At 37.9% G+C, this 23,980-nt stretch carries 42 protein-coding genes; 2 read left to right on the forward strand and 40 right to left on the reverse strand.

Features of this window, described 5'->3' with window-relative positions; translation table 11 throughout:
• Nucleotides 1-10 precede the first annotated feature (10 nt).
• From CQA63_RS02745 to rplI, 33 genes are all read right to left on the reverse strand, one after another.
• On the reverse strand, nucleotides 11-1,015 hold the full coding sequence (locus CQA63_RS02745) for a DNA-directed RNA polymerase subunit alpha (protein ID WP_104699359.1): 1,005 nt from the start codon (nucleotides 1,013-1,015) through the stop codon (nucleotides 11-13).
• 17 nt (nucleotides 1,016-1,032) lie between these two features.
• The gene (gene rpsD, locus CQA63_RS02750; RefSeq protein WP_104699358.1) at nucleotides 1,033-1,659 is read right to left on the reverse strand and encodes a 30S ribosomal protein S4; all 627 of its coding nucleotides are present in this window, start codon (nucleotides 1,657-1,659) and stop codon (nucleotides 1,033-1,035) included.
• 12 nt (nucleotides 1,660-1,671) lie between these two features.
• Entirely contained in the window at nucleotides 1,672-2,064 is a 393-nt protein-coding gene (rpsK, locus tag CQA63_RS02755; RefSeq protein ID WP_104699357.1) for a 30S ribosomal protein S11, read from the reverse strand.
• Between the two features lie 10 nt (nucleotides 2,065-2,074).
• Nucleotides 2,075-2,437 carry a 30S ribosomal protein S13 gene (gene rpsM, locus CQA63_RS02760; protein ID WP_002956267.1) on the reverse strand — a complete coding sequence of 121 codons (363 nt, stop codon included), beginning with the start codon at nucleotides 2,435-2,437 and terminating at the stop codon, nucleotides 2,075-2,077.
• A 3-nt stretch (nucleotides 2,438-2,440) separates the two neighbouring features.
• Nucleotides 2,441-2,554 carry a 50S ribosomal protein L36 gene (rpmJ, locus tag CQA63_RS02765; RefSeq protein ID WP_002956266.1) on the reverse strand — a complete coding sequence of 38 codons (114 nt, stop codon included), beginning with the start codon at nucleotides 2,552-2,554 and terminating at the stop codon, nucleotides 2,441-2,443.
• A 106-nt stretch (nucleotides 2,555-2,660) separates the two neighbouring features.
• On the reverse strand, nucleotides 2,661-2,879 hold the full coding sequence (gene infA / locus CQA63_RS02770; protein WP_011116239.1) for a translation initiation factor IF-1: 219 nt from the start codon (nucleotides 2,877-2,879) through the stop codon (nucleotides 2,661-2,663).
• A 2-nt stretch (nucleotides 2,880-2,881) separates the two neighbouring features.
• Nucleotides 2,882-3,640, reverse strand: a complete 759-nt coding sequence (gene map / locus CQA63_RS02775; protein ID WP_104699356.1) for a type I methionyl aminopeptidase — start codon at nucleotides 3,638-3,640, stop codon at nucleotides 2,882-2,884.
• On the reverse strand, nucleotides 3,640-4,890 hold the full coding sequence (gene secY / locus CQA63_RS02780; RefSeq protein ID WP_104699355.1) for a preprotein translocase subunit SecY: 1,251 nt from the start codon (nucleotides 4,888-4,890) through the stop codon (nucleotides 3,640-3,642). Before secY ends, map begins: the two co-directional genes overlap by 1 nt.
• Complete coding sequence (gene rplO, locus CQA63_RS02785; protein ID WP_104699354.1) at nucleotides 4,887-5,288, reverse strand: 50S ribosomal protein L15; 402 nt, start codon at nucleotides 5,286-5,288, stop codon at nucleotides 4,887-4,889. Before rplO ends, secY begins: the two co-directional genes overlap by 4 nt.
• Before the next feature lie 9 nt (nucleotides 5,289-5,297).
• Nucleotides 5,298-5,738 (reverse strand): 30S ribosomal protein S5, encoded by a 441-nt coding sequence (gene rpsE / locus CQA63_RS02790; protein WP_104699353.1) that lies wholly within the window; start codon nucleotides 5,736-5,738, stop codon nucleotides 5,298-5,300.
• A 15-nt stretch (nucleotides 5,739-5,753) separates the two neighbouring features.
• Nucleotides 5,754-6,125 carry a 50S ribosomal protein L18 gene (gene rplR / locus CQA63_RS02795; protein WP_104699352.1) on the reverse strand — a complete coding sequence of 124 codons (372 nt, stop codon included), beginning with the start codon at nucleotides 6,123-6,125 and terminating at the stop codon, nucleotides 5,754-5,756.
• A gap of 15 nt (nucleotides 6,126-6,140) precedes the next feature.
• Nucleotides 6,141-6,677, reverse strand: coding sequence for a 50S ribosomal protein L6 (gene rplF / locus CQA63_RS02800; protein ID WP_104699351.1), 537 nt, complete (start codon nucleotides 6,675-6,677; stop codon nucleotides 6,141-6,143).
• A gap of 9 nt (nucleotides 6,678-6,686) precedes the next feature.
• The gene (gene rpsH / locus CQA63_RS02805) at nucleotides 6,687-7,082 is read right to left on the reverse strand and encodes a 30S ribosomal protein S8 (RefSeq protein WP_104699350.1); all 396 of its coding nucleotides are present in this window, start codon (nucleotides 7,080-7,082) and stop codon (nucleotides 6,687-6,689) included.
• Between the two features lie 9 nt (nucleotides 7,083-7,091).
• A complete protein-coding gene (locus CQA63_RS02810) occupies nucleotides 7,092-7,277 on the reverse strand; it encodes a type Z 30S ribosomal protein S14 (protein WP_104699349.1) in 186 nt (61 codons plus the stop codon).
• A 1-nt stretch (nucleotide 7,278) separates the two neighbouring features.
• On the reverse strand, nucleotides 7,279-7,824 hold the full coding sequence (rplE, locus tag CQA63_RS02815) for a 50S ribosomal protein L5 (protein WP_104699348.1): 546 nt from the start codon (nucleotides 7,822-7,824) through the stop codon (nucleotides 7,279-7,281).
• Nucleotides 7,824-8,060: a 50S ribosomal protein L24 gene (gene rplX, locus CQA63_RS02820; RefSeq protein ID WP_104699347.1), complete on the reverse strand. Its 237-nt coding sequence runs from the start codon at nucleotides 8,058-8,060 to the stop codon at nucleotides 7,824-7,826. Before rplX ends, rplE begins: the two co-directional genes overlap by 1 nt.
• The gene (rplN, locus tag CQA63_RS02825; protein ID WP_104699346.1) at nucleotides 8,060-8,428 is read right to left on the reverse strand and encodes a 50S ribosomal protein L14; all 369 of its coding nucleotides are present in this window, start codon (nucleotides 8,426-8,428) and stop codon (nucleotides 8,060-8,062) included. The genes rplX and rplN overlap by 1 nt, the downstream gene beginning before the upstream one ends.
• Nucleotides 8,425-8,691 (reverse strand): 30S ribosomal protein S17, encoded by a 267-nt coding sequence (gene rpsQ, locus CQA63_RS02830; RefSeq protein WP_104699345.1) that lies wholly within the window; start codon nucleotides 8,689-8,691, stop codon nucleotides 8,425-8,427. The genes rplN and rpsQ overlap by 4 nt, the downstream gene beginning before the upstream one ends.
• A 3-nt stretch (nucleotides 8,692-8,694) precedes the next feature.
• On the reverse strand, nucleotides 8,695-8,883 hold the full coding sequence (rpmC, locus tag CQA63_RS02835; RefSeq protein WP_199770675.1) for a 50S ribosomal protein L29: 189 nt from the start codon (nucleotides 8,881-8,883) through the stop codon (nucleotides 8,695-8,697).
• Nucleotides 8,870-9,295 carry a 50S ribosomal protein L16 gene (gene rplP / locus CQA63_RS02840; protein WP_104699343.1) on the reverse strand — a complete coding sequence of 142 codons (426 nt, stop codon included), beginning with the start codon at nucleotides 9,293-9,295 and terminating at the stop codon, nucleotides 8,870-8,872. Before rplP ends, rpmC begins: the two co-directional genes overlap by 14 nt.
• Nucleotides 9,296-9,297: 2 nt before the next feature.
• The gene (rpsC, locus tag CQA63_RS02845) at nucleotides 9,298-10,005 is read right to left on the reverse strand and encodes a 30S ribosomal protein S3 (protein WP_104699342.1); all 708 of its coding nucleotides are present in this window, start codon (nucleotides 10,003-10,005) and stop codon (nucleotides 9,298-9,300) included.
• Between the two features lie 2 nt (nucleotides 10,006-10,007).
• Nucleotides 10,008-10,538: a 50S ribosomal protein L22 gene (rplV, locus tag CQA63_RS02850; RefSeq protein ID WP_104699341.1), complete on the reverse strand. Its 531-nt coding sequence runs from the start codon at nucleotides 10,536-10,538 to the stop codon at nucleotides 10,008-10,010.
• 11 nt (nucleotides 10,539-10,549) lie between these two features.
• Nucleotides 10,550-10,831 carry a 30S ribosomal protein S19 gene (rpsS, locus tag CQA63_RS02855; RefSeq protein ID WP_104699340.1) on the reverse strand — a complete coding sequence of 94 codons (282 nt, stop codon included), beginning with the start codon at nucleotides 10,829-10,831 and terminating at the stop codon, nucleotides 10,550-10,552.
• Nucleotides 10,832-10,842: 11 nt separating this feature from the next.
• Nucleotides 10,843-11,670: a 50S ribosomal protein L2 gene (gene rplB / locus CQA63_RS02860; RefSeq protein WP_104699339.1), complete on the reverse strand. Its 828-nt coding sequence runs from the start codon at nucleotides 11,668-11,670 to the stop codon at nucleotides 10,843-10,845.
• A gap of 9 nt (nucleotides 11,671-11,679) precedes the next feature.
• Nucleotides 11,680-11,961, reverse strand: coding sequence for a 50S ribosomal protein L23 (locus tag CQA63_RS02865; protein ID WP_104699338.1), 282 nt, complete (start codon nucleotides 11,959-11,961; stop codon nucleotides 11,680-11,682).
• 1 nt (nucleotide 11,962) lies between these two features.
• Nucleotides 11,963-12,586, reverse strand: coding sequence for a 50S ribosomal protein L4 (rplD, locus tag CQA63_RS02870; RefSeq protein ID WP_104699337.1), 624 nt, complete (start codon nucleotides 12,584-12,586; stop codon nucleotides 11,963-11,965).
• 11 nt (nucleotides 12,587-12,597) lie between these two features.
• Nucleotides 12,598-13,176, reverse strand: coding sequence for a 50S ribosomal protein L3 (rplC, locus tag CQA63_RS02875; RefSeq protein ID WP_104699336.1), 579 nt, complete (start codon nucleotides 13,174-13,176; stop codon nucleotides 12,598-12,600).
• A 29-nt stretch (nucleotides 13,177-13,205) separates the two neighbouring features.
• Nucleotides 13,206-13,517, reverse strand: coding sequence for a 30S ribosomal protein S10 (gene rpsJ / locus CQA63_RS02880; RefSeq protein ID WP_034361487.1), 312 nt, complete (start codon nucleotides 13,515-13,517; stop codon nucleotides 13,206-13,208).
• Between the two features lie 509 nt (nucleotides 13,518-14,026).
• Nucleotides 14,027-15,043 (reverse strand): L,D-transpeptidase family protein, encoded by a 1,017-nt coding sequence (locus tag CQA63_RS02890; protein WP_104699334.1) that lies wholly within the window; start codon nucleotides 15,041-15,043, stop codon nucleotides 14,027-14,029.
• A 21-nt stretch (nucleotides 15,044-15,064) separates the two neighbouring features.
• Entirely contained in the window at nucleotides 15,065-15,979 is a 915-nt protein-coding gene (gene era / locus CQA63_RS02895) for a GTPase Era (protein ID WP_104699333.1), read from the reverse strand.
• Nucleotides 15,980-15,988: 9 nt separating this feature from the next.
• A complete protein-coding gene (hslU, locus tag CQA63_RS02900; protein ID WP_411710113.1) occupies nucleotides 15,989-17,305 on the reverse strand; it encodes an ATP-dependent protease ATPase subunit HslU in 1,317 nt (438 codons plus the stop codon).
• A gap of 23 nt (nucleotides 17,306-17,328) precedes the next feature.
• The gene (gene hslV, locus CQA63_RS02905; RefSeq protein ID WP_104699331.1) at nucleotides 17,329-17,871 is read right to left on the reverse strand and encodes an ATP-dependent protease subunit HslV; all 543 of its coding nucleotides are present in this window, start codon (nucleotides 17,869-17,871) and stop codon (nucleotides 17,329-17,331) included.
• Nucleotides 17,871-18,323, reverse strand: a complete 453-nt coding sequence (rplI, locus tag CQA63_RS02910) for a 50S ribosomal protein L9 (protein ID WP_104699330.1) — start codon at nucleotides 18,321-18,323, stop codon at nucleotides 17,871-17,873. The genes hslV and rplI overlap by 1 nt, the downstream gene beginning before the upstream one ends.
• Before the next feature lie 69 nt (nucleotides 18,324-18,392).
• Here rplI and CQA63_RS02915 point away from each other — a divergent pair, with 69 nt between their 5' ends.
• Both CQA63_RS02915 and CQA63_RS02920 read left to right on the forward strand, forming a co-directional pair.
• Nucleotides 18,393-19,040, forward strand: a complete 648-nt coding sequence (locus CQA63_RS02915) for a M48 family metallopeptidase (protein ID WP_244916265.1) — start codon at nucleotides 18,393-18,395, stop codon at nucleotides 19,038-19,040.
• Between the two features lies 1 nt (nucleotide 19,041).
• On the forward strand, nucleotides 19,042-19,356 hold the full coding sequence (locus tag CQA63_RS02920; protein ID WP_104699329.1) for a hypothetical protein: 315 nt from the start codon (nucleotides 19,042-19,044) through the stop codon (nucleotides 19,354-19,356).
• On the opposite strand, the gene hisG is transcribed toward CQA63_RS02920, so the two are convergent.
• From hisG to CQA63_RS02955, 7 genes are all read right to left on the reverse strand, one after another.
• On the reverse strand, nucleotides 19,343-19,960 hold the full coding sequence (gene hisG, locus CQA63_RS02925; RefSeq protein ID WP_104699328.1) for an ATP phosphoribosyltransferase: 618 nt from the start codon (nucleotides 19,958-19,960) through the stop codon (nucleotides 19,343-19,345). The two genes, CQA63_RS02920 and hisG, sit on opposite strands and share 14 nt — an antisense overlap.
• 31 nt (nucleotides 19,961-19,991) lie before the next feature.
• The gene (locus CQA63_RS02930) at nucleotides 19,992-20,612 is read right to left on the reverse strand and encodes a type III pantothenate kinase (protein ID WP_104699327.1); all 621 of its coding nucleotides are present in this window, start codon (nucleotides 20,610-20,612) and stop codon (nucleotides 19,992-19,994) included.
• Nucleotides 20,612-21,601: a plasminogen-binding protein gene (locus CQA63_RS02935; RefSeq protein ID WP_104699326.1), complete on the reverse strand. Its 990-nt coding sequence runs from the start codon at nucleotides 21,599-21,601 to the stop codon at nucleotides 20,612-20,614. Before CQA63_RS02935 ends, CQA63_RS02930 begins: the two co-directional genes overlap by 1 nt.
• Nucleotides 21,602-22,252 (reverse strand): hypothetical protein, encoded by a 651-nt coding sequence (locus CQA63_RS02940; RefSeq protein ID WP_104699325.1) that lies wholly within the window; start codon nucleotides 22,250-22,252, stop codon nucleotides 21,602-21,604. It abuts the gene before it with no gap.
• A gap of 28 nt (nucleotides 22,253-22,280) precedes the next feature.
• On the reverse strand, nucleotides 22,281-22,715 hold the full coding sequence (gene dut, locus CQA63_RS02945; RefSeq protein ID WP_199770680.1) for a dUTP diphosphatase: 435 nt from the start codon (nucleotides 22,713-22,715) through the stop codon (nucleotides 22,281-22,283).
• An 11-nt stretch (nucleotides 22,716-22,726) separates the two neighbouring features.
• The gene (greA, locus tag CQA63_RS02950; protein WP_199770674.1) at nucleotides 22,727-23,218 is read right to left on the reverse strand and encodes a transcription elongation factor GreA; all 492 of its coding nucleotides are present in this window, start codon (nucleotides 23,216-23,218) and stop codon (nucleotides 22,727-22,729) included.
• Nucleotides 23,219-23,284: 66 nt separating this feature from the next.
• On the reverse strand, nucleotides 23,285-23,947 hold the full coding sequence (locus CQA63_RS02955) for an HAD family hydrolase (RefSeq protein WP_104699323.1): 663 nt from the start codon (nucleotides 23,945-23,947) through the stop codon (nucleotides 23,285-23,287).
• Nucleotides 23,948-23,980: the final 33 nt, after the last annotated feature.

Raw genomic sequence — 23,980 nt, forward strand, 5'->3', positions numbered from 1 at the left:
CTCTCTCCGTCTAATTATTTTTAATCTTGCTTAGCTTGCGATTAAGAAGTTGCTTAATATCATCTGCAAGCTCTTCGCCTACAGGGTAACCGAGTTCTTCTAATTTTTCTGCAATCTCATCATAAGATTTTTTACCCATATTTTTGATATTTTTGAGATCATTTTCGGTCATTAACGCAAGCTCACCTACATATTTCAAACCTGACCTATCAAGGCAATTAAAACAACGCGCACTAAGATTCAAAGTGTCAATTTTAATCATTAATGTTTTGAGCTCTCCAGAATCTTCTGCGATATTCTTGGCACCATTAGTATCCATACTCAAATCAACGCCAAAAATACTCATTTGTTTATGCATAATCGCAATAGCCTCATTAAATGCCACGAGAGGCTCAACCTGCCCATCTGTCTCTATGTCAAACACAATCTTCTCATAATTTGGATTATCTTCAACAAGCACATTTTCAATCTCATACACAACCCTCTTTACAGGTGTGAAATACGCATCAAGCGGAATATAATCTTCTGCAATTTTCCCACGAATACTCTCACTTGGCACATATCCTATCCCTTTTTGTACGATAAGTGAAAAGCTTATAGAAGCATTCTCATTAATCGTAGCTAAATACGCATCGGGATTAACAACATCTACCATATCATTAATAAGCTCACTGGCATTTAACACCATAGGACCCTTAAAATCATAATGCAACTGCACATTATCACAAGCCTTATCCTTGATAAAAAAACGAATATTTTTGAGGTTACCAATAAAGTGCGATACATCTTCTACAATGCCCCGAATGGAATCAAACTCGTGCGAAACACCTTGAATTTTCAACGCAGTAGGCGCATAACCTACAGAGCTTGAAAGCAATAGACGACGAATGGGATGAGCTAATGTGATAGCATAACCATTCTCAAATGGATATGCACTAATTTTAATTCTATGAGTTGAAATTTCTTCGACTTTTATATCTGTAGGAATATAAGGTTCAATTTTAATCATATTCATTTGCAACCATCCTTGTCTTACTTAGAGTAAAGCTCAACTATGAGTCTTTCCTCAACAGGTATAACCACCTCTTCTCTTTCTGGGAAACGTGTAAAAATACCAAATTTCTTATCTTTATCTACATCTACCCAAGGAACAATACCTGTCTGTGCTGTTAAATCAATAGCACGTAACACTTGAGGATTATTTTTGCTCTTTTCTTTGATTTCAATTTTTTGACCAGGTTTGACTACATATGAGGGAATATCTACACGTTTGCCATTTACAAGAATATGTCCATGTGTAACAAGCTGTCTAGCAAATCTCCTCGTTGTCGCAAACCCCATACGATATACCACATTATCTAAACGTTGCTCAATAATACGCACAAGATTTTCACCTGTATTCCCTTCTTGGCGACTTGCTTCTTTAAAAAGTGCGCGAAATTGCTTTTCGCTCACACCATACATAATTTTAGCTTTTTGTTTCTCACGGAGCTGCAATCCATACTCGGAAATCTTACCGCGCTTTTGCCCATGCTGCCCCGGTCCATATGGTCGCTTATCAAGCGCACTTTTACCCGCTAGTCTTCTCTCTCCCTTCAGCGCAAGAGATACGCCAAATCGTCTTTCTAACTTTTCAACTGGTCCTCTATATCGTGCCATACATCAACTCCCTTACACTCTTCTTCTTTTTGGTGGTCTACATCCATTATGTGGCAATGGTGTAATATCCTTTAACCATAAAACTTTAATACCATCAATAGCACCTACACTTTTTACGGCTGTTTCTCGACCACTGCCAGGTCCTTGCACTTTAATACCAACCTCTTTTATGCCATGTTCTTTAGCTTTTTCCATTGCAGATTCTACAGCTTGTTGTGCTGCATAAGGAGTGGATTTTTTACTTCCTTTAAAGCCTAATCCACCAGCAGTAGCCCAGCAAAGCACATTGCCCATTTCATCAGTAACAGTTACATTTGTATTGTTAAATGATGCAGAAATGCATACTATGCCTCGTGCTATATTTTTTTTAATATTTTTCTTTTTAGCGACGCTTTTTTTTGCCATTGCTCACTCCTTATTTGCTACCAACGGTTTTTTTCTTGCCCTTACGTGTGCGAGCATTATTTTTCGTGGTCTGTCCTCTAACGGGCAGTCCTTTTCTATGTCGCAAGCCTCGATAACTCCCCAAATCCATTAACGCCTTAATATCCATTGTTACTTTTTTTCGAAGATCACCTTCGACCATATAGCTTTCTTGAATCTTTTTTGCAATAGATGAGACTTCATCTTCGCTGAGATCAAAAACTCGCTTATCAAAAGAAATATTTACAGCTTTAAGAATATCTCTTGAGCTTTTAAGCCCTATACCATAGATGTAAGTTAGAGCATATTCTACTCTTTTCTTTTTTGGCAAATCTACACCAGCAATTCTAGCCATCTTTTATCCTTGTCTTTGTTTATGTTTAGGAGTTGAGCAAATCACCCGAACTACACCCTTACGCTTAATAACCTTGCATTTGTCGCACATTTTTTTGACCGAAGGTCGAACTTTCATACTTAACTCCTTTGAATTGTCTAACTTCTACAAGTTAAAACCGCTAATTATACAAGAAAAAAATTAAAAACTACTTACAGAGTAAGGTTTCTTACCATATACTCACTTATTTGTGTCTATATGTAATCCTTCCTTTATCAAGGCTATAAGGTGTAAGTTCAATCTTTACCATATCACCCGGTAGTATTTTAATATAATGCATACGCATTTTGCCCGCAATATGGCAAAGCACTATATGCCCATTTTCAAGTTGTACGCGAAAAGTTGCATTTGGCAAAGCCTCTATGACCTTACCATCAACTTCAATCACATCATCTTTTGCCATTGTTATACCTCCGTTAAAATCTCTGCCTTGCCATTAACAATAGCAATTGTGTGCTCATAATGACTGCCATTTAAAGAATCTTGAGCAACAACCGACCACTTATCACTCAATATAACAGGCTCTCCATTATTTTGAGCAATCATTGGCTCCAAACAAAAAACCATACCCTCTTTAATTTTTGGTCCTTGCTTGGGATTTGAAGTTTCTAAGTAATTGGGAATCTCTGGCTCTTCATGTGGTGCCCTCCCTATCCCATGACCACAAAATCCACGTAATGGGACAAATCCACGTCTCAAAATTGCATTTTCTAAAATCGAGCTTAATTCCTTAAAACGCATACCAACTGATATTTGAGAAATTGCCTCATACAAAGTACTTTTAGCACAATCAATCAAATCTTCATCTTTTTTATCTATTTGCCCAATACCAATTGTAACTGCGGCATCGCCGTACCAACCACCATACTCAACACCAATATCAATACCCAAAATATCACCATTTTTAAGGGTGTATTCTGTTGGAATACCATGTATGATAACCTCATTGACGGAAGTACAAATAGATTTTGGAAAGCCATAAAGCTGATAAAAAGCTGCTCTTCCACCTTGTGAAACAATAAAATCTTTAGCTATTTTATCAAGCTCAAGGAGAGAAACCCCCTCTTTTGCGTGTGAAGACAAAAGCTGCAGAGTTTGGGCAACTATTTTATTGGGTATGCGCAGAGATTCTATATCCTTTTTGCTTTTAATGCTAATGCCCATTAAAGACCTACTGCACTCAAAGTTTGGTATTTACCCATATAAATTTGGGCTTCAATGCGCCTCATGGTATCAATAGCCACCTGCACCACAATCAACACTGCTGTTCCACCAAAATAAAAAGGCACACCTGTAAATTTTACAAGCACCCATGGTAATGTAGAAACAAGCGCCAAATAAAGCGCACCCCAAAATGTCAAATTACTCGCAACATTATTAAGAAAATTTGACGTGCCTTCTCCGGGGCGCAAGCCGGGTATAAAACCACCCTGCCTTTTGAGATTATCAGCAATATCTTTAGCATTAAAAACAATAGAGGCATAAAAATAAGCAAAAAAGACCACCAAAACAAACATAAGAGCATTATAGGTATAACCATCAGGTCTTAAAATGTCGGCAACAGCTTGAATGATACTATTAGATGAAGCCTGCAAAATAGTTGATGGAAATACAAGAAGTGCAGAAGCAAAAATAGGCGGAATTACACCACTTAAATTAAGTTTTACGGGAATATAGTTCATTATACGTTTATTCTGATTTTGCATAACAACTTTTCTTGCATAAGATACGGGTATGCGCCTTTCAGCAAGCTCAACATATATAATAACCCCAACGGTTAGAATAATCACCGCAAGGAGGATAAGAAGCATAAATACATTAATCTGCCCTGTATTAACAAGATTGAATGTTTTGCCTATGCTTGATGGAATGCCTGAAACAATACCTGCAAAAATAATAAGACTAATGCCATTGCCTACACCACGTTGTGTAATTTGCTCACCAATCCACATAAGCAACATTGTGCCCGTAAGCATTGAAAACACCGATACCGCAATAAAAAGATTCAAGTCTATCTTAATAGCTCCTGTGCTCATTGTATTAAGTCCAATGCTGACACTTACAGCTTGAATAATAGTAATCGCAATGGTGGCGTAACGTACAATCTGCATATATTTTTGCATACCATCGCGCTCTTTTTTCATTTTAGCCAAAGTAGGAAAAGTGGCTGCAAGAAGTTCCATAATAATGGACGCTGTGATATATGGCATAATACCTAATGAAATAATGCTGAAACGCTCAACGGCATTGCCACTAAACATATTAAATAACCCCAAAGCATTATTTGCATTATCGTCAATAAATGTTTTAATCAAGCTTACATCCACACCCGGAACAGGCACATACGCCAAAATCCTATATGCGAATAAAAAAGCAAGAGTAATAAGAATCTTATTGATGATACTTCTAGTCATTCTTTGCTTCCACTTGTTGTAACGCGATCATCTTTAATCTTAGATCTCAATCCTTTTGCACCACTCCCAATGAGTTTCACCTGATTTGCATTCTTAGGAATACTAAAATGAACACGCAATATATCCATATTGATTTCAGTAAATGTTTCAAAAATTTTTGCTTTATCTACATTGATTACAATAGGCTTAAGAACGCGTGAAGTAAAACCTACTTTAGGCAAACGTCTTTGAAGTGGTTGCTGCCCACCTTCAAAACCTCTTTTTGCCTTGTAGCCACTACGAGCAGTTTGCCCTTTACCACCGCGAGTAGAAGTTTTACCCATACCACTACCTTGCCCTCTTCCTACACGTTTAATATCTTTTATGCTCCCATTTGCTGGCTTGATTTTTTCTAGCATAAATTCTCCTTAAGCTTTAATTCGTGCAAGAGCATTAATCGTTGCACGTACGACATTATATGGATTATTGGAACCGAGTGATTTTGTCAAAATATCCTTAATACCTGCTAATTCTATAACAGGGCGGGTAGAACCGCCGGCAATTACACCTGTCCCCTCACTTGCAGGTTTAAGTAAGATTCTACTTGCATTATATTTATGCTCAATATCATGGGCAATCGTTGTGCCCTTAATATTCACCTCAATGATATTTTTAAATGCATCATCAATGGCTTTTTTAATCGCATCTGGAACTTCTTTTGCCTTGCCCAATCCAAAGCCAACAAGTCCATTTTTATTCCCCACAACCACAAGTGCATTAAAACGAAATCTACGCCCGCCTTTAACGACCTTTGTAACTCTACCAATATTGACAACCACTTCACTAAATTCTTCTCGATTAATTTCCATACCAATGTCCTTTAATTATAACTTTATGCCATTTTCACGCAAGGTATCAACAAACGCTGCCACAACACCATGATAGAGGTATCCATTTCTGTCAAAAACAACCTCTACAAGATTGGCTTTCTTTAATACTGCAGCAAACTCCTGGGCAATCTTTTTTGCATCTTCTTTATTATTGCCCAAACCAAGCTTTTTACCATCAATGCTTGCAAGCGTTACGCCTAATTCATCATTAATAGCCTGTGCATAAAAATATTTATTAGACTTAAACACACTAATACGAGGCTTATTTGCCACACCATGAATTCTACCTCTTGAGATTTTACCTCTTGTGCGCAACTTTCTTTTATTTCTAAGAAGTTGCTTACGCTTTAATACTTTCTCTGTCATAGTTTGCACCTCATGTTATTTTTTAGAAGTCTTACCTGCTTTACGCACAATCACTTCATCAGCATATTTAATGCCCTTACCCTTATAAGGTTCTGGGGGTCTAAATTCGCGAATCTCAGCTGCAATCTGCCCAACTTGTTGTTTATCCGTACCCTTAATGGTAATAGTATTTTTATCCACACTCATTTCAATACCAGCAGGAATGGGATATATCACTGGGTGAGAAAAGCCCAATGCCATTTCAAGATTCTTACCACTAATACTCGCTTTATAACCAACGCCATTAATCTCTAATGTTTTACTAAATCCTTGAGACAAGCCTATCACTATATTATTTGCTAATGCACGATAAGTCCCCCAATACGCACGAGACTGAGCTTGGGAATCTATGCACGCAAAACTCAAAACACTATCTTTTAGCTCAATTTGGACACGTCCATGAGTTTCAAGCTCTTTTTGCTCTTTTGCACCTTTGAAGAGAATCTTGCTCCCTTGCACAGATACTTCCACACCCTTTGGAACACTAATAGGTTTTTTACCAACTCTTGACATATTCTTCTCCTACCATATACTACAAAGTGCTTCGCCACCGACATTTGCTCGATAAGCCTCATCATTGGCAATAACACCCTTGCTTGTGCTTACCACTATTGTGCCATACCCATTTTTAAAACGTTTGAGCTCATTGCGTGCTTTATATACACGTCTTCCAGGCTTGCTAATACGTTTAATTTCATTAATGACACTCTTGCCACGTTCATCATATGCAAGCTGAACCATAATAGACTGCTTGCCATCTTTGTCATTGATCTTATAATCTTTAATAAAGCCCTTCATCTTAAAGACTTCCAAAACTGATACAACAATTTTTGCATAATACAAAGTAGTAACCTCTAATCTTCTCATAGAAGCATTACGAATTCTTGTCAAAGAATCTGCAATAATATCATTCACCATTTTCTCTCCTTACCAACTTGCCTTGCGAAGTCCGGGTATCAATCCCTCATTACCCATTTTCCGTAAGCACACTCTACACAAACCAAAATCACGATACACAGAATGAGGTCTGCCACAAACCTGACATCTCGTATATGCCCGTGAAGTAAATTTCGCTTTTCTTTTTGACTTTGCAATAATTGATTTTTTTGCCATTTTATCGTCCTTTCGCAAAAGGTATGCCAAGAAGCTCAAGTAGTCTAAACGCCTCTTTATCGCTATTGGTAGAAGTTACAAGTGTAATATTCATACCATGAGTTACCATAATATCATCATATACAACCTCAGGGAACATAAGCTGTTCATTCAAGCCAAAGCTGTAATTTCCTCTGCCATCAAAGCCATTACGTTTTACACCTCTAAAATCTTTCACACGAGGTAATGCAATAACAATAAGTTTTTCCAAAAAGTTATACATCATCTTGCCGCGAAGAGTAACTTTTACGCCCATAGGCATACCTTCACGCATCTTAAAGCCTGCAACAGACTTTTTAGCTAAAGTTATCACCGCTTTTTGCCCGGCAATTAAGGAAATAGTATCTGCGATATTTTGCATAATCTTAGAATCTTTTGCATAATCTCCCGCACCAACGCTAATAACAATTTTTTCTAATTTAGGTAGCAACATGGGATTTTTGATACCTAAGTCATTTTTGAGTTGAGGAATAATTTCACTTTTATACTTTTCTCTTAAAGCAAACATCAGTTATCTCCTTCAACTTTTTTTACATTTGAAATATCTATTGGCATTTCCTTAGATAAAAATCCTCCTTTTGGATTCTTATCACTCACCTTAATTGCTTTCTTCACAAGCTTACAACCTTCGACAATAACCTGTTGCTTTTTGGGCAATACTTGCAATATTTTGGCTTTTTTACCTTTATCATCACCTGCAATCACTTGCACCAAATCACCTTTTTTAATTTTAAACTTTGCCACTATAACACCTCCGGAGCTAACGATACTATTTTCATAAAATTTGCATATCGCACTTCTCTACTTACTGGTCCAAAAATTCTCGTGCCGATGGGTTCTCTTTTAGCATCAAGAATAACTGCTGCATTATCATCAAAACGTACCAAAGAACCATTCTCGCGATGAATTTCTTTCTTTGTTCTCACGACTACTGCCTTGACAACCTGCCCTTTTTTAACCTTTCCATTAGGAATGGCTTTCTTTACTGATGCGACAATCACATCACCTACATGTGCGTATCTCCTATGACTACCGCCTAAAATTTTGATACACATAATTTCTTTAGCACCACTATTATCTGCAACATTTAGTCTTGTAAAACTCTGTATCATAGCTCTACTCCTGCGGTAATAATTTCTTTAAGCGTGAAAGCCTTTGTTTTAGAAATTGGTCTGCATTCAATTGCGCTCACCACATCACCAATCTTAGCACTATGATTTTCATCATGAATGGTGTATTTTTTAAAACGTTTAACAATCTTGCGATACTTTGCATGAACGACTTTACGTTCTACTAATATCACCACACTTTTATCGCCTGCTTTACTGACGACCTTACCCTGAATTACTCTCTTATGTGCTTGTTTCTCACTCATTCTCTAATCCTTCTTTGCACTTAAGGCTGTGTTAATTCGTGCAATATCCTTACGAATACTTTTAATTTCACTTGGATTGGTAAGTTGCATCGTTTTGAGTTGCAGCTTTTTTTCAAATAGCAACGACTTTTTTTCCTTCAACATTTTTTGCAATTCTGCAATATCCTTATCTTTTAATTCAATAAATTTCATTTTCACTCTCACTGGTTATGATTTTAGTCTTAAAAGGAAGCTTGCTTTGAGCTAAAGCCAACGCTTCTCTTGCTAAAGCTTCATCAATGCCTGCCATTTCATAAATCATACGACCGGGTTTAATGTTCATCACCCATTTTTCTACGCCTCCCTTACCTTTACCCATTCTAGTTTCAAGAGGTTTTGCAGTTAATGGCTTATCAGGGAATACGCGAATCCACACTTTCCCTGCTCTTTTAATATGTCTTGTCATGGCAATACGAGCAGATTCTATTTGACGAGAATCAATTCGACCATGTTCAACTGCCTTGATTCCAATCTCCCCGAAAGCCAAAGCCGCACCACGAAAAGATTTTCCCCTATTGCGACCTTTCATTTGCTTTCTATATTTTGTTCTTTTTGGCATCAACATAATTATTGCCTCCCTCTTCTTAGTTTTGAACGCTCTTTATCATTGGCTTTACCCTCTTCTTTTTTCTCAGGTAAAATACCTTTATGTAATACCTCACCTCTAAAAATCCAAACTTTGACACCGATGATTCCATATGTGGTCATTGCTTCTGCAAAACCATAATCGATTTTCGCACGAAGTGTATGAAGCGGTACACGACCTTCCATATACCATTCTGTCCTTGCCATTTCAGCACCAGCCAAACGACCAGAAACCTTTACCTTAATGCCTTTTGCTCCAGCTTTCATTGCCCCTTGCATAATTTTCTTCATCGCACGTCTAAAGGCTACACGTTTTTCAAGCTGAGTTGCAACATTTTCTGCCGCAAGCTGTGCATTCGCTTGAGGACGTTTGGCTTCTTTAATGTTAATAAAGACCTCTTTATGAAGTATTTTTCTTAAAGCATCTTTATGTTTATCAATATCCACACCTTTTTTGCCAATGATAAGACCTGGGCGAGATGCAACAACGGTTACACGAATCTTATTAGCTGCACGTTCGATGATAATTTCACTCACTCCAGCATAATACATCTCATGCTTTAAAAATTTACGAATCTTATGATCTTCTAAAATATTTGAGGGAGTCGCTTGTGATACTGAAAACCATCGAGAAGACCAATTGCGATTAATGCCTAATCTCAAACCTATTGGATTAACTTTTTGACCCATTGTTATTTTTCCTCACCTTCAGTTTTTTTCTTTGATTGTGCTTGCTTTGCAGGAGCAGCCTTAGTTGTTTTTGTCGTTTTTGGCTTGCTTGGCTTCTCTGTAGGAGTAGCTACACTTTTAGCAGTTTGAGCAGCTGTTTGTTTCTTTTGAGTATTTTTGTTTTGTTCATTAAGCTCTTTACTACTCTCTTTGTCTTTAGATACTTTTTTCACTTTCTTTTGCGTATCTACCTCTACCAAAATATGTGCTGTTGGCTTACGAATAGGAGTAGCTCTTCCTTTAGCGCGAGGCATAAAACGTCTCAAAACAGGTCCAGCATCAACACGACATGAAGTAATGAACACATTTTGTGCATCATAACCGCCATTTGCGACCGCTGAAGCAATGACTTTTGAAATGATACGTGCAGCCTTATTGGGGGTAAATTCCAAGCTTGCTATGGCGATTTCTGCATTCATACCCTGCACTTCCCTAGCAATAAGCCTCGCTTTAGTTGGAGATAATCGAATATATTTTAATAATGCTTTACTCATTGCCCTACCCCTTACTTACCAATTTTCTTTTGGACACTTCCCTTATGTCCTTTAAAGGTACGTGTAGGAGCAAACTCACCAAGTTTATACCCCACATGATTTTCAGTGATATAAACAGGAATAAAAGCCCTACCATTATGTACATTAAACGTAAGTCCTATCATATCTGGTAAAACCGTGCTTCGTCTAGACCATGTTTTAATGGGCTTATTATCTTTACCCTCCCTTGCTTTTTCAACTTTTTTGATAAGATATTTATCAACAAATGGACCCTTTTTAATTGACCTTGCCATAGTTCCCTACCTTATTTTTTCTTTCTTGAAATAATTAATCTATCACTCGATTTTTTCTTACGAGTTTTAAAACCTTTTGCCGGTGTTCCCCATGGAGAAACAGGATGTCCGCTTGAACCTGTTTTACCTTCACCACCACCATGTGGGTGATCAACAGGATTCATTGCACTTCCTCGTGTTTGCGGACGTATGCCACGATGACGATTGCGTCCTGCTTTACCAATAGAGATATTGATAAAATCTTCATTGCCCACAACACCAATGGTCGCCATACACTCCTCAAGAATATATCTCATTTCTCCACTTGGCATTCTAAGAATAATATACTTACCTTCGCGTCCCATAATTTGGGCACTCGCTCCTGCACTTCTAGCGAGCTGCCCACCAGCACCTGGATGCATTTCGATATTATGCACAATTGTCCCAATGGGGATACTTTTAAGCTTCATAGCAAAACCTATCTTTATATCTAGTCCAGATTCTGCTGCAAATATACTATCGCCTACTTTTAAGCCACTGGGCTGAATGATATAACGTTTTTCGCCATCAACATAGTGGATTAAAGCGATACGACAATTTCTGTATGGGTCATATTCTATTGCCGCTACTTTACCCTGCACATTAAATTTATTACGTTTGAAGTCAATAATTCTATAAAGTCTCTTAGCACCACCTTCTTTATGACGGCTTGTAATACGACCATTATTGTTCCGCCCTGCACTTACAGGTAGCTTCATAAGCAAGCTTCTCACACTCGCCTTGCCCGTAATGTCATTTGAGCTTAAATTGCTCATAAATCTACGGCTTGGGGTATAAGGTTTATAAGTCTTGATTGCCATATTCACTCCTTACACTGATAGCGCATCAAGCTTTGCGCCCTCTGGTATCTTTACATAAAATTTTTTAAATGATGCCCTTTGACCAATCTTCCCCCTAAAACGTTTTACCTTTCCTTCTTGACGTAAAGAATTTACTTTCAAGGGTGTAATGCCAAAATACTCTTTGAAAATCTCTTTAAGCTGATTTTTGCTCACATGTGTCGCTGTTTGCACAACCAATACACCACTTTCTTGAAGTGAAAGAGACTTTTCAGTGTAGAGAATTGACTTAATATCTGTAATATCTGCCATTTTACTCCCCTTTCTTCTCAGCTATGATTTCATCAAATACAGCTTTTTCAATCACAACAGAACGAAACGTTGCTACAAGATAAGCATTAAGTTCATTTGCATCAGCCAAATAGCAATGCTGTAAATTTCTAAAAGCTAAGAAAGTTTGCTCATCACTCAATTGTGTAACAAACAAAGTATTACGCTGTTTTAGGGCATTAAACATCGCATAGGCATCTTTTGTCTTACCACTAGGAATAGCTAGAGAATCTACCACAAAGAGAGCTTTCTCTTGTGCCTTTTGATACAAAGCACACTCTAGGGCTAAACGTTTTTGTTTCTTATTTACCTTAAGCTGATAGTTCCTATTATTGCTTGGTCCATGAGAGATACCCCCACCTACAAACACAGGCGATGTGATACTTCCTGCACGCGCACGACCGCCACCTTTTTGATTCCATGGCTTTTTACCACCACCGCTTACTTCGCCTCGCTTTTTTACCTTAGCATTATTTGCCCTTAGTGATGCGTGATAAGACTTCACATATAAATATAAATTATGCTCTTTTATTTGCGAATATCTATCAGGCAATGTAAGCTCACCGCTCTGTGCAAACTTCTCATTTAATACAATTGCTTTACTCATGCCACCTTACCTTACTTTATAATTTGTATTCTGCCAAATGCACCATTATGCCCAGCGACTGAACCCTTAAGCACTAAAATAGCACTTTCTTTATCAAAAGATAGGACATCATTTTTCACGCTAACCATTTCATGTCCATAATGTCCAGCCATTTTCTTACCGGGTTGGACACGTCCAGGCCATTCACGATTTCCAATAGAACCCACCCGTCTATGGAATCTACTTCCATGAGCGGCAGGACCACCTTGAAAGTTCCAACGTTTCATTACCCCACTAAAACCACGTCCCTTTGTTTTTAGCCTTACTTGCACACGTTTGACATCATTTAAGATAGCCATATCAATATCACCCGCTTCTTTATTACCTACCTTGAGAGTAGCAAAGCGATTAAATTCTTTACTTAAATTGTATTTTTTTTGCTGTCCGGCAATGGCTTTATTGAATGTTTTTCCCTGTGGGTAAGCTACTAAGGCTTTGCCATTAGCATATACTTCGCACACTTTCATTCCAAGAATGCGAAGAAGTGTTACTGCCTCACTCTTGGTGCCTATTGTGCGGCTCATACCAATTTTTTCAACTATAAATTCCATATCCCAAATCCTCAATCTCTAAATATTTCCTACTTGCTCATAGACATTACTTCAACATCTACTTCTGGTGCTAAGTCAAGCTTCATGAGGCTATCTACAGTATCCGGAGTAGCAGATATAATGTCAATAATACGATGATGCACTCTGATTTCAAATTGCTCCCGAGAATCCTTATTTATATGAGGGGAACGAAGAACAGTGTATCGCTTTTTCTTTGTAGGAAGCGGCACTGGACCCCTTATCTCTGAACCTGTCCTTTTTACTGCCTCTATGATAGACGCAACTGACCTATCAAGAACTCTGTGGTCATAAGCTTTAAGCCTAAGTCGTATTCTTTCCATAATTTTTCCTTACTTTAAAGAACTCACCATTTGATGTTTTTGGTGCAAGATTATAATCATTTTTCACAAAATAAGTCAAGCTATTTGCCTATTTTTGGACATTTTTTACTATTTTACTTTCCTTTATATAAGGATAAATATGAGCTTAAAGTCATTCATAATACTTCTTGCATTTTCTCTCACAAATATAAAACCTTAAATGCAATATCATTCTTTTTTATCACTCTCTTACACAAACCCATTCAAACACAATAGCATATACCCTTTGCCATTCCATTACAAATATGCTTTAGGGCAAATATAAAAAGAAGCAAAAGTAAAATAAAAAGAAGAAGTAGAAACACCGCTTACAAACAAACTGACCTATTATAAAACTTTGTATAAATCTTGCATAAATCTTAAAATATGTTGAAATAATTTTACGTCCCACATTGCATTCATTGCATTTATGTGTCAGAAAGAGAGGGCAGGAGCTGAAATTTCTATAATGTATGATGCGAAGCTCTTCTCTATCTCTCGCTTAGAATCTTCATTTTGCCATTTTCTAACACAACATACATATCTTTCCTACCCACAGAGCTAAAGCTAGGTTTGCCATTGAGTGTAGCCTTATAATCTTGAGTAAAGCTTATGCGATACATATTGCGGTGTGCCTCATTAGGATATATAGATACATTGATATTTGAAACCCGTATATTTTTACTCTCATTTTTGGCAAAAACACTTTTTTTATGTGCTTTGAATGATTCAAAACTCATACCATCTGGACGATAGAAATCTTTCTCATCATAAAAACTCAAATAACTTGCTAAATCACTCTTTTGCCATACATGCTTCCATTGATAAAAGCTAGAGAGAATAAGTGCTAGCTCATCTACGCTTGCCGGCTTAAATACCCCCTCATAAGTAATGAGCATAGTTTTTTTCCAGTCAATCAAACTATCATACTTTTTAAGCAAATCATTATCAATGGCAATACAACCGCGCGTATTAAGCTCTTCTCTATTCCCATTAAGGGGCAGTCCATGTATCCAAATACCTCCGCCTGTTTTTTTCAAAGACCTATCATACACATTAGGATAGCTTGTTGAAAATGCAAGTGGTCCATAATACTGATCTAAACCCGTTAATCGCGCATTTAAATCATAACTCCCTATAGGCGTTGTAAGATCACCCTCCTTATATTTATTACCCTTACCCTTTGCGACAAGCGCACTTGATGTGCCAAGCTCTTTAAGCGAAGAGCCTACCAGCTCATAAAGCGTGAGAGTGGGAGCAGATTTATCTGAAACAAACAAAAATTGTAAATCTTCAAAATAGCCATATTCTGTAGCATTATCCTTTAAATACTCAATCCAATATTCTTTATCTAGCAAATAACCTTCAAGTTTAGTCTCTATGGCTCCTATACCATTTTTCTTATATTCACTTACAAGATTCATAAGCTGCACATCAAAGGCGTAAAGATGCCCCATAAATCCTGTAATCACCACATATATAAGGTATTTTTTGAGGCGATTGCTCATCTTTGCTCCTTTTGTAATCTTTTAGACAAAATCATATCCTATTTTTTTCAACATATCTTTTTGCTTACTCCAGCCTCTATGCACTTCAACATCAAGTCTTAAAAAAACCTGCTTTGTGCTAAAAAGAGCTATTTTTTGCCGTGCGAGTTTGCCTATACGTTTAATGCTACTCCCTCCCTTGCCGACCACCATAGCTTTCTGACTTTCTTTCTCCACAATCACACGTGCATAGATTCTATCCATTTTGACATCTTCTTTGCATGTATCCACAATCACATCTGCCTCGTATGGAATCTCATCGCTAAGATTCTCAAACAAACTCTCACGTATCATTTCTTTATAGATTTCTTTTAGCGCCGTTGGTGAGAGTATATTATCCTCATAAAAAAATGGAGCATAAGGCAAATGCGTAGCAATATTTTTAAGTATCAATTCTCTATCAAATCCCTTTTTCACACTTATGGGCAAAAGTGCTAAAAAATCTTTAGCATACGCTTGATATTGTGCTATCTTTGCCAAAAGCTGCTCTTTGGAGCAAGTATCAATTTTGCTTAAAACTAAAAGATGAGGCAAACCCCCGCTTAAAGATAAAAAATGCTCATAATAGCTTAGCTCATCACTAATAGGTGCGAGATAAAGTGCTAAATCACAATCACTTATAGCCTTAAGCGATTGAGCAAGCATATATTGATTAAGCAACCTTTCTTTATGGTGAATGCCCGGCGTATCCACAAACACAATTTGAGCCTTCATAGGAGCATAAGGCACAATCACTTGCAATTGTTTGCGCGTGGCATTTGCCTTATGTGAGACTAAAGCTATCCTTTCACCCAAGAGATGATTAAGCAAGGTAGATTTACCTGCATTTGGTCTGCCAAGTATAGCTACAAAGCCTGAGCGAGTGCTAAGGGCATTATCTTGTGTTGTATTATCCATACAGAGGCTTTAGAGAATATAACGTGCTAAATCAACATTTTCTACCAAATCCACCAACGCCTCTCTCACCATTTCTGCGGTTATTTCAACCACTTTACCCTTATAAGTATCTACATCAAAGCTAATATCCTCTAGCACATGCTCAATAGTCGTATGCAAACGTCTTGCTCCAATATCTTCGGTGCGCAAATTGGCATTGTGAGAGAGTCGCGCTAATTCCCTAATAGCCTCATCGCTAAACTCAAGCCTAATATCCTCTGTATCAAGCAAGAGCTGGTATTGCCTTAAAAGAGAACTTTTAGTTTGAGTGAGAATCTGGTACAAACTCTCCTCATTGAGATTATTTAACTCTACACGTAAAGGGAATCTCCCCTGTAATTCAGGGATCAAATCGCTTGGTTTGCTCACATGAAATGCCCCCGCAGCTATAAATAAAATATAATCTGTTTTAATCTGCCCATATTTTGTATTGACCACACTCCCCTCTACAATGGGTAACAAATCCCTTTGCACACCCTCCTTGCTTGGATCTTGCCTTGAGCTATCTTTACCCCCTATGGCTACTTTATCAATCTCATCAATAAAAATCACCCCATTTTGTTCTGCCCTTCTTAAGCCCTCTGCTTTAATGCTCTCTGTATCAAGCACAGATTCTGTCGCTTCACTCATTAGCACTTCTTTGGCTTCTTTTACACTAATTTCCTTTTTTACTTTATCTTGCGTTACATTTAATACCTTGAAAAGCGATTCTTGCATTTTTACCATATCGGGCGGGAGATTCTCATCGCTAAGTTGGACTTTTTTACTGATTTCTACCTCAATCATCAAATCATCAACTTCCCCCTTTATCACACGTTGCTTCATTTTAGCAAAGCTCATCTCATATTCACTCTTTTTTGCCTCACTCGCACCGCCCGGCAATGGCGGGAGCAACTTTTTAGTGATTTTTTCAATAATATAATCATTAATTTGGGCTTGAGCCTTTTGTCTATGCTCATGCTCGACTAAATTCACACTTGCTAGCACCAAATCTCTTACCATAGATTCTACATCTCTCCCCACAAAGCCCACTTCAGTATATTTGCTTGCCTCAACTTTCACAAAAGGTAAGCCCATCATTTTTGCCATACGTCTTGCGATTTCTGTTTTCCCCACACCTGTTGAGCCAATCATTAAGATATTTTTAGGGGTAATTTCCTCTTGCACCTCTTTATCAAGCTTCATGCGTCTGTAACGATTCCTTAAAGCAATGGCAACTGCCTTTTTCGCTTCATGCTGCCCAATGATATAACCATCAAGATATTGCACAATTTCCTTGGGTGTCATATTTTCTTTCATCTTTGCTCCATTTATAGTTCTAGAATCTTTATCTGCGTATTGGTATAAATGCACAATTCTCCAGCAATATGTAAGGAATGCTCCACAATGTCCCTAGGTGATAAAGCACTATATGCTGCAAGCGCACGCGCCGCACTCAAAGCATAATTACCCCCGCTCCCAATAGCAGCTATTTTGCCATCTTCTGGCTCTACTACATCACCACTCCCGCTTAAAATATAAATATGGCTAGCATTTAAGACAATCATCATCGCCTCTAACTTGCGCAAATATTTATCCTTTCTCCATTCTTTGCTAAACTCAAGCACACTGCGTACTAAATCACCCTTTCGCCCCTCTAAAATGCGCTCAAAAATATCAAAAAGACTAAAGGCATCAGCTGTACTCCCAGCAAATCCACTTAGAATCTGCCCATTATAGAGTGTGCGAATTTTTGTCGCATTGCTCTTTAGCACACAATTACCAAAGGTAACCTGCCCATCTCCACCAATAATCGCACACTGCTTTCCATTATATTCGCCACGATAGCCAAGTATAGTTGTTGCCTCAAACATCATTCACCCTTTAGGGCTTCTACAATAATTTTAAAATTCGCATTTATGCCATGCCCTAATTTTGCCAATATATCAAACTCTCCTGTGTGTTTAATAGCTTGAGGGATTTCAATATGCTTTTTGTCAATATGTATCTTATGCTCATCTAATGCAAGCACAATCTCATCTTTGGTAATAGAGCCAAAAAGCGTATTATTTGCCCCTACTTTTTTATGAAGTGTCAGTTTAAGTCCCTCTAAAGTTTGCTTTATCTGCTGCATTTGTGCTATCTCTAAAGCTTCTAATTCTTGCTGTTTTCTAAGCTGGGCTTTGTATTTGTTTATCACTTCATTTGTGGCGTGCTGGGCTTTGCCTTTAGCGATAAGAAAATTTTGTCCATATCCGTCTTTGACTTCAACAACCTCACCCTTTTTGCCAAGCCCCTGTATGTTTTCTAAAAGTAGAACTTTCATCTTGTCTCCATTTTTAGGTTATAATTGCGAAAAATTATAGCTAAAAGTGGCAATTTTATGTTAAAAGCAATGCAAAATCTTTACCCCCACGCTTCTAAGATATATATTGAGCGTAAAAGGATTACTTACCCACGTATTGTAATTAAGGCTGATACATCACTTTTCATACGCGTTCCCCTGCATTTCTCAAACTCGCAAATACAGGACTTTATCACCCAATATCACACATGGATAGAATCCACCCTGCAAAAATCTAGTGCATCTTATATGGCATTGCAAGCTACACTCAATGCCCACCCTAATGAAATCCTCCTTTTTGGTTCTTGGCAGGATATAAGCCATTTCTCAAACCCACTTAAACCCCAACTCCTCTCCATGCTTCAAGACTATATTTATCCGCGTGTGAATGAGTATGCCACACTCATGGGGCTTACATACCAATCAATCAAAATCACCAATGCCCTCTCACGCTTTGGAAGCTGCACCCATGACAATCGCCTCTTCTTTTCTTTTATGCTAATTTTTGCAAAAAAGCATTTCATAGACTATGTGATTATCCATGAGCTTGCTCATATTTGCTATAAAAATCACTCGCACGAGTTTTGGAATCTTGTCATCAAATATTGCCCAAATGCAAAGGCTTTACGTCTTGCCTTAAGGCAAGAAGCAAGGCTTTACCCCGCACTTTTGCAAAGAATCAACCAATGCAAGGAATAGTATGAAAACAACTTTAGGTATTATATGCTTATGTGTAAGCCTATGGGCTGGAGAGTGGGTTATGTTCTCTGATGGCAAAGATACTTATATTTATTCCACCCAAACAGGTGAAATTTATATCCGCCACCACTTAGGGAAGAAAAATTATGAAGATATTTTTGTCAAAATGCCTCGTGGTATGCAGCCAAAAGAATTACAAAATACATCACAAGCTCAATCCTTTGCACCGCTAAGCCCCAATAATGAGCAGCTCAAAAAAATGCAGCTTGATGCACTCAAAAAATCACAAGAAATACTTAATGCTACCCTTGATTGAGTATCTCTTTTAGCTTATCATAAAGGGCTAGGATAAACTCCTTTTTTTCATAAAAGCTATTTCTATTGGCGATAAGATAAGCACTTGATTCCATAATGACTTCATCAATTTTAAGATTATTTTGCGCCATAGTATTGCCCGTCTCTACAATATCTACAATCCCATCGCTTAAGCCCACAAGCGGGGCTAGCTCAATAGAACCATAAAGCTTTAGAGATTCAATAGAGACGGCTTTATTGGCAAAATATTTGCGTGTAATATGTGGCATTTTTGTGGCTATTTTGAGTTGGGGCTTTTGATAATCAAGAATCTTGCCCTTAGGAGAGCCTACTACTACCTTGCACTTGCCAATGCCAAGATTCAAAAGTCGCACCACATTTACCTGCTGCTCTTCTATCACATCTAACCCCACAATCCCCACATCTGCAGCCTGATGCACCACATAAGTGGGCACATCTTGGCTACGTACAAGCATAAAAGTAAAGTCCTTATGCTCTAAAATTAATTTCCTATCATCAAAGACAAAATTCCCCTCATAAAGTCGCTCAAATAACGCTAGGCTTTCTTGGGCTATGCGCCCCTTGGGTAAAGCTATCTTAATCATCATATCTCCTTATAACAACCTCACAAATGCCCTATATATGCTTTTGTAAGGCTTTTTGCATACCCTTAAATACAAGCGTATTGTCATAAATGGCATTTTCAAAAAAACGTGCAAAAAACTTGCCATCGCCCCCTGTGAAGTAAAGCTTTTTTGTCTGGGAGGTATGTTTAATCATCAATATAATGCTTTTTATCGCTCCAAAGCTCAACGCATCAGTGGTATTATGCGGGAGGGCAGATAAATTTACCCCCGTTTCTATGTTTTTATCAAGTGTGGGGGAAATCTCTGCACACATTTTCTTATAGGCATTTAAGCCGGGCATAATATACCCGCCTAAATGAATCCCCTCTTGCATAACATCTATAGTAATGGCACTTCCTGCATCAATAATCACCCCCTCATCAATGGCATTACACGCCGCCTTCCTATCTACACCCAAGCCCTTATACTCGCTCTTAATTTCAATATATTCACCCACATTTACACAATATGTATGAGAGGCTAGCAAACAACGTTCGCTCCTCTCATTCACGCTAATATAATATATGGGCACATTTTCCTTTTTCTTACTCAAAATCGATGGCTTTTCTTTCCATATTTTTCCATCATGATAAAAATGCAAAAAGGTATTACCCACATCACACAAAAGCATTACTCAAACCTTTTATAAACCTTGTCGTAAAAAAATGTATCACGATTATAAAAAAGACTTTTCTTCTTGCTGAGATGATTTTTATACACCATGGGAGCAAACTCCCCTAAATCAAGCGCAATCAAATATCCGCCCTTCTCAAGTGTATAGAGTGTGTTATTGGCAATCACCATCCCGCTTAAGACCGCAAAGGGCAATCTCACTTTACGTAAAAGCTTCAAGGTATGATCAAGCTCTAAAATCTCCCCCTCAATGCTTAGCACATACACTTTATTATTAAAAAAGAGCACATCACGCAAATCTACATCATATTTAAAACTTTTATCATCAATAATCGCACTTATACGTTTTGCAGTCGCCGCAAGCAAGTAATGCTCTTGTGAATACATATAAATCACATTATTAAAAAATTTATCACTGCTAATGAGTATGTCTTTAATGATTTTATTTTGTGCTATATCATAGATGAGTATCTTCCCCTCAAGGTCTGGGAAAATAATATATTTATCAGTGATATGCGGTGAGGCAAGATAAGCATTAATCGCTAATGCCGCAGGATATTTCTGTGAAAAAATCTCTGCTCTAGCCTTTAGGTCATAATACACAAGCGTATTATCATTTAATATCATCGCTAGCTTGCTATCTTTAGCACTTGCAGAGAGAATGCAAGTATCAAAGGGGATAGTTTGCAATGTATCAGATTTCATAATCACAATATCCTTACATGCTTTTTGAAAAATATACTTTGCTTTATCTTGTGTTAAAAACTTGTATTGAGATTCTAAAACAATAGGTGTGCGCCCTTGCTCAAAGGTAAGAAGTGTATTATCTTTAAGCACAGCGCCTAAGCGATTAGCGTTCTTTATGGGTGATGGGAGCTTGTTTTCAAACGTCACTTCCCCATTGATGACTTTTGGTTCAAAATGCTTTTTAGAGCTACAACCTACTAAAGCACATACACAAATGCAAAAAACAACTCTATGTATCATTTATGATTTATCCTTTTTTGGTGTTTGAAGCTCTAAACCAAAATGCCTAAGATTCAGTGCTGCCTCATAAAATACACTATTTTCAGGGATAAGCATAAGCTTTTGATATGCCTCATCATTCTTCTTTGCCTTAAAAAGCAAATATGCCTCTTGCAAAAGGGCAAATTCCTTCAAACTCCCCGCCCTTGTGCGCTCCAAAAATGCAAGACTCTCATCTAAAGATAAGCCACTATCTTGTAAGGATTCACTTGCACGTATGGAGGCAATCTCATATTGGGCTAAAGATCGCACAAGGGCATTTTTAGAATCTGCCAACCCCTCATAGAGATGAATATCCCCATCATGGGCATTAAAATACACATACATATCATAAAGCTCCGGACTTGCCTTTTGTAATGCTTGCAGGGCTTGTGTATCTGTAGCATTTTCAAAGAGTTTTGCATACGCTGTGCTTGCCTCTTTGGCACGTTGAGAGTGAATATAGGCATTCACAGACCACCAAACCCCCACTATCGCAACGCACACAATCCCCGCAATAATATATTTGCGATAACGTTTGTATAAAATCTCTAATGTGAAGGCACTCTCTAAAATCTTTTTATCACTATCAAATGAAGCTTTCACGTCATGTAAATTAGATTGCAAACTCATAAAACCTCCTATCTCAAAATTGCATATTTTATGGTGCTACACCAGAAGAGCCAAAGCCCTTTTCACCACGCACACTCTCTTGGAGCTCCTCTACCTCACTAAATTGTGCATGAGTGATTTCATTCACTACTGCTTGGGCGATTCTATCCCCTTTATGGATATGAAAATCAAGTGAAGAATGATTGATTAAAAGCACTTTAATCTCCCCACGATAATCGCTATCAATAGTCCCCGGGGTATTGAGCACGCTAATGCCATGTTTAAGTGCTAAGCCACTTCTTGGTCTTATTTGAATCTCAAAATGAGATTCTATCTCAAAGGCTAAGCCTGTGCCTATGAGAGCACTTTTGTGTGCCTCTAATACATAATCACTAATAGCATGCAAGTCAAAGCCTGCTGCCTGCGGAGTTTGATACATAGGTATAATGGCACTGGGATCTAGCTTTTTTACCCGAATTTGAATATGCTTCACACTCACTCCTCAAAGACAATTGCTTTATAAAACACATCAAGGATTTCAAATTCATTCTCTCCGCTAGGGAGTGTAATACTCACCTCATCGCCCTTTTTCTTACCTAAAAGTGCCTTAGCAATAGGCGAAGACACAGAAATAAGCCCCTTAGAGGGATTACTCTCCATAGAGCCAACAAATGTATAGACAAATTCCTTGTCAGTATCAAGGTTGAGTATCTTCACACTCGAGCCAAAGCTTACTTTATCATGCGGCAAACTCGCAGGGTCAATGATTTGCGCAGCACTTAGCATAAGCCCTAACTCATTAATGCGTGCCTCTATAAAGGCTTGTTTCTCCCTTGCGGCATGATATTCTGCATTCTCTTTCAAATCCCCATGTGAGCGTGCTATATCAATTTCCACCACAATAGCAGGACGTTGTACTTCTTTGAGATTCTTTAATTCCGCACAAAGTTTTTCATAACCATAATTTGTCATCGGTTCTACTGCCATTTCTCTCCCCATAATTTTTAGATATTGAATAAATCTATAATGATAGCCAAAGTAAAACAAACAAGCTTAAATGCTATGCTTTTGGGCGATATAATCCACCGCTTGCAATATATTATCACACAATGGAATCTCTACATGCACATCATGCAAGCCAAATCCACACAGCACTCCCACAGAGCAAATCCCTGCATTTTGTGCTGCCTCTATATCAAGCATAGTATCACCTATCATATAAATATGCTTTTTGCCTATAGCCTTTTGACTTGCCCTTAATAGCTCTAAAGCCTTTAGAATAGGCTCTGCATGCGGCTTTGGATAAGTAGTAGATTCTATCCCTACAATGCAGTCAAAATACCCACCCACACCAAGCCTCTCCAATAAAATCTTTGAGAAATCCCCTCGTTTCGTGGTTACCACACCCAAATATGCAAATGCACTTGCCCTATGCAAGGCTTCTTTCACATAAGGTAGCAAATGTGTGCCCTCTTCCATAAGATAATGATATGCCTCTCTATAATGCCCCACATATATGGGCGCTTCCTTAGGGGGAATCCCTTGAGTAATAAACATATCCTCCAAAGTGTAGCCAATAGTGCGCTTGATTTCATCAAATAATGGAGGAGTGCGCCCCATAAGCCTATATGCTTGGCAAAAACTCGCATAAATAGCTTGTGTAGAATCTATCAAAGTGCCATCTAAATCAAAAAGCACAATATATTTTTTACCCATATTACTCCTCCCTTATTGCTTGTTATTGTCTCT

This window comes from Helicobacter marmotae (assembly GCF_003364255.1).
GTDB lineage: Bacteria > Campylobacterota > Campylobacteria > Campylobacterales > Helicobacteraceae > Helicobacter_C > Helicobacter_C marmotae.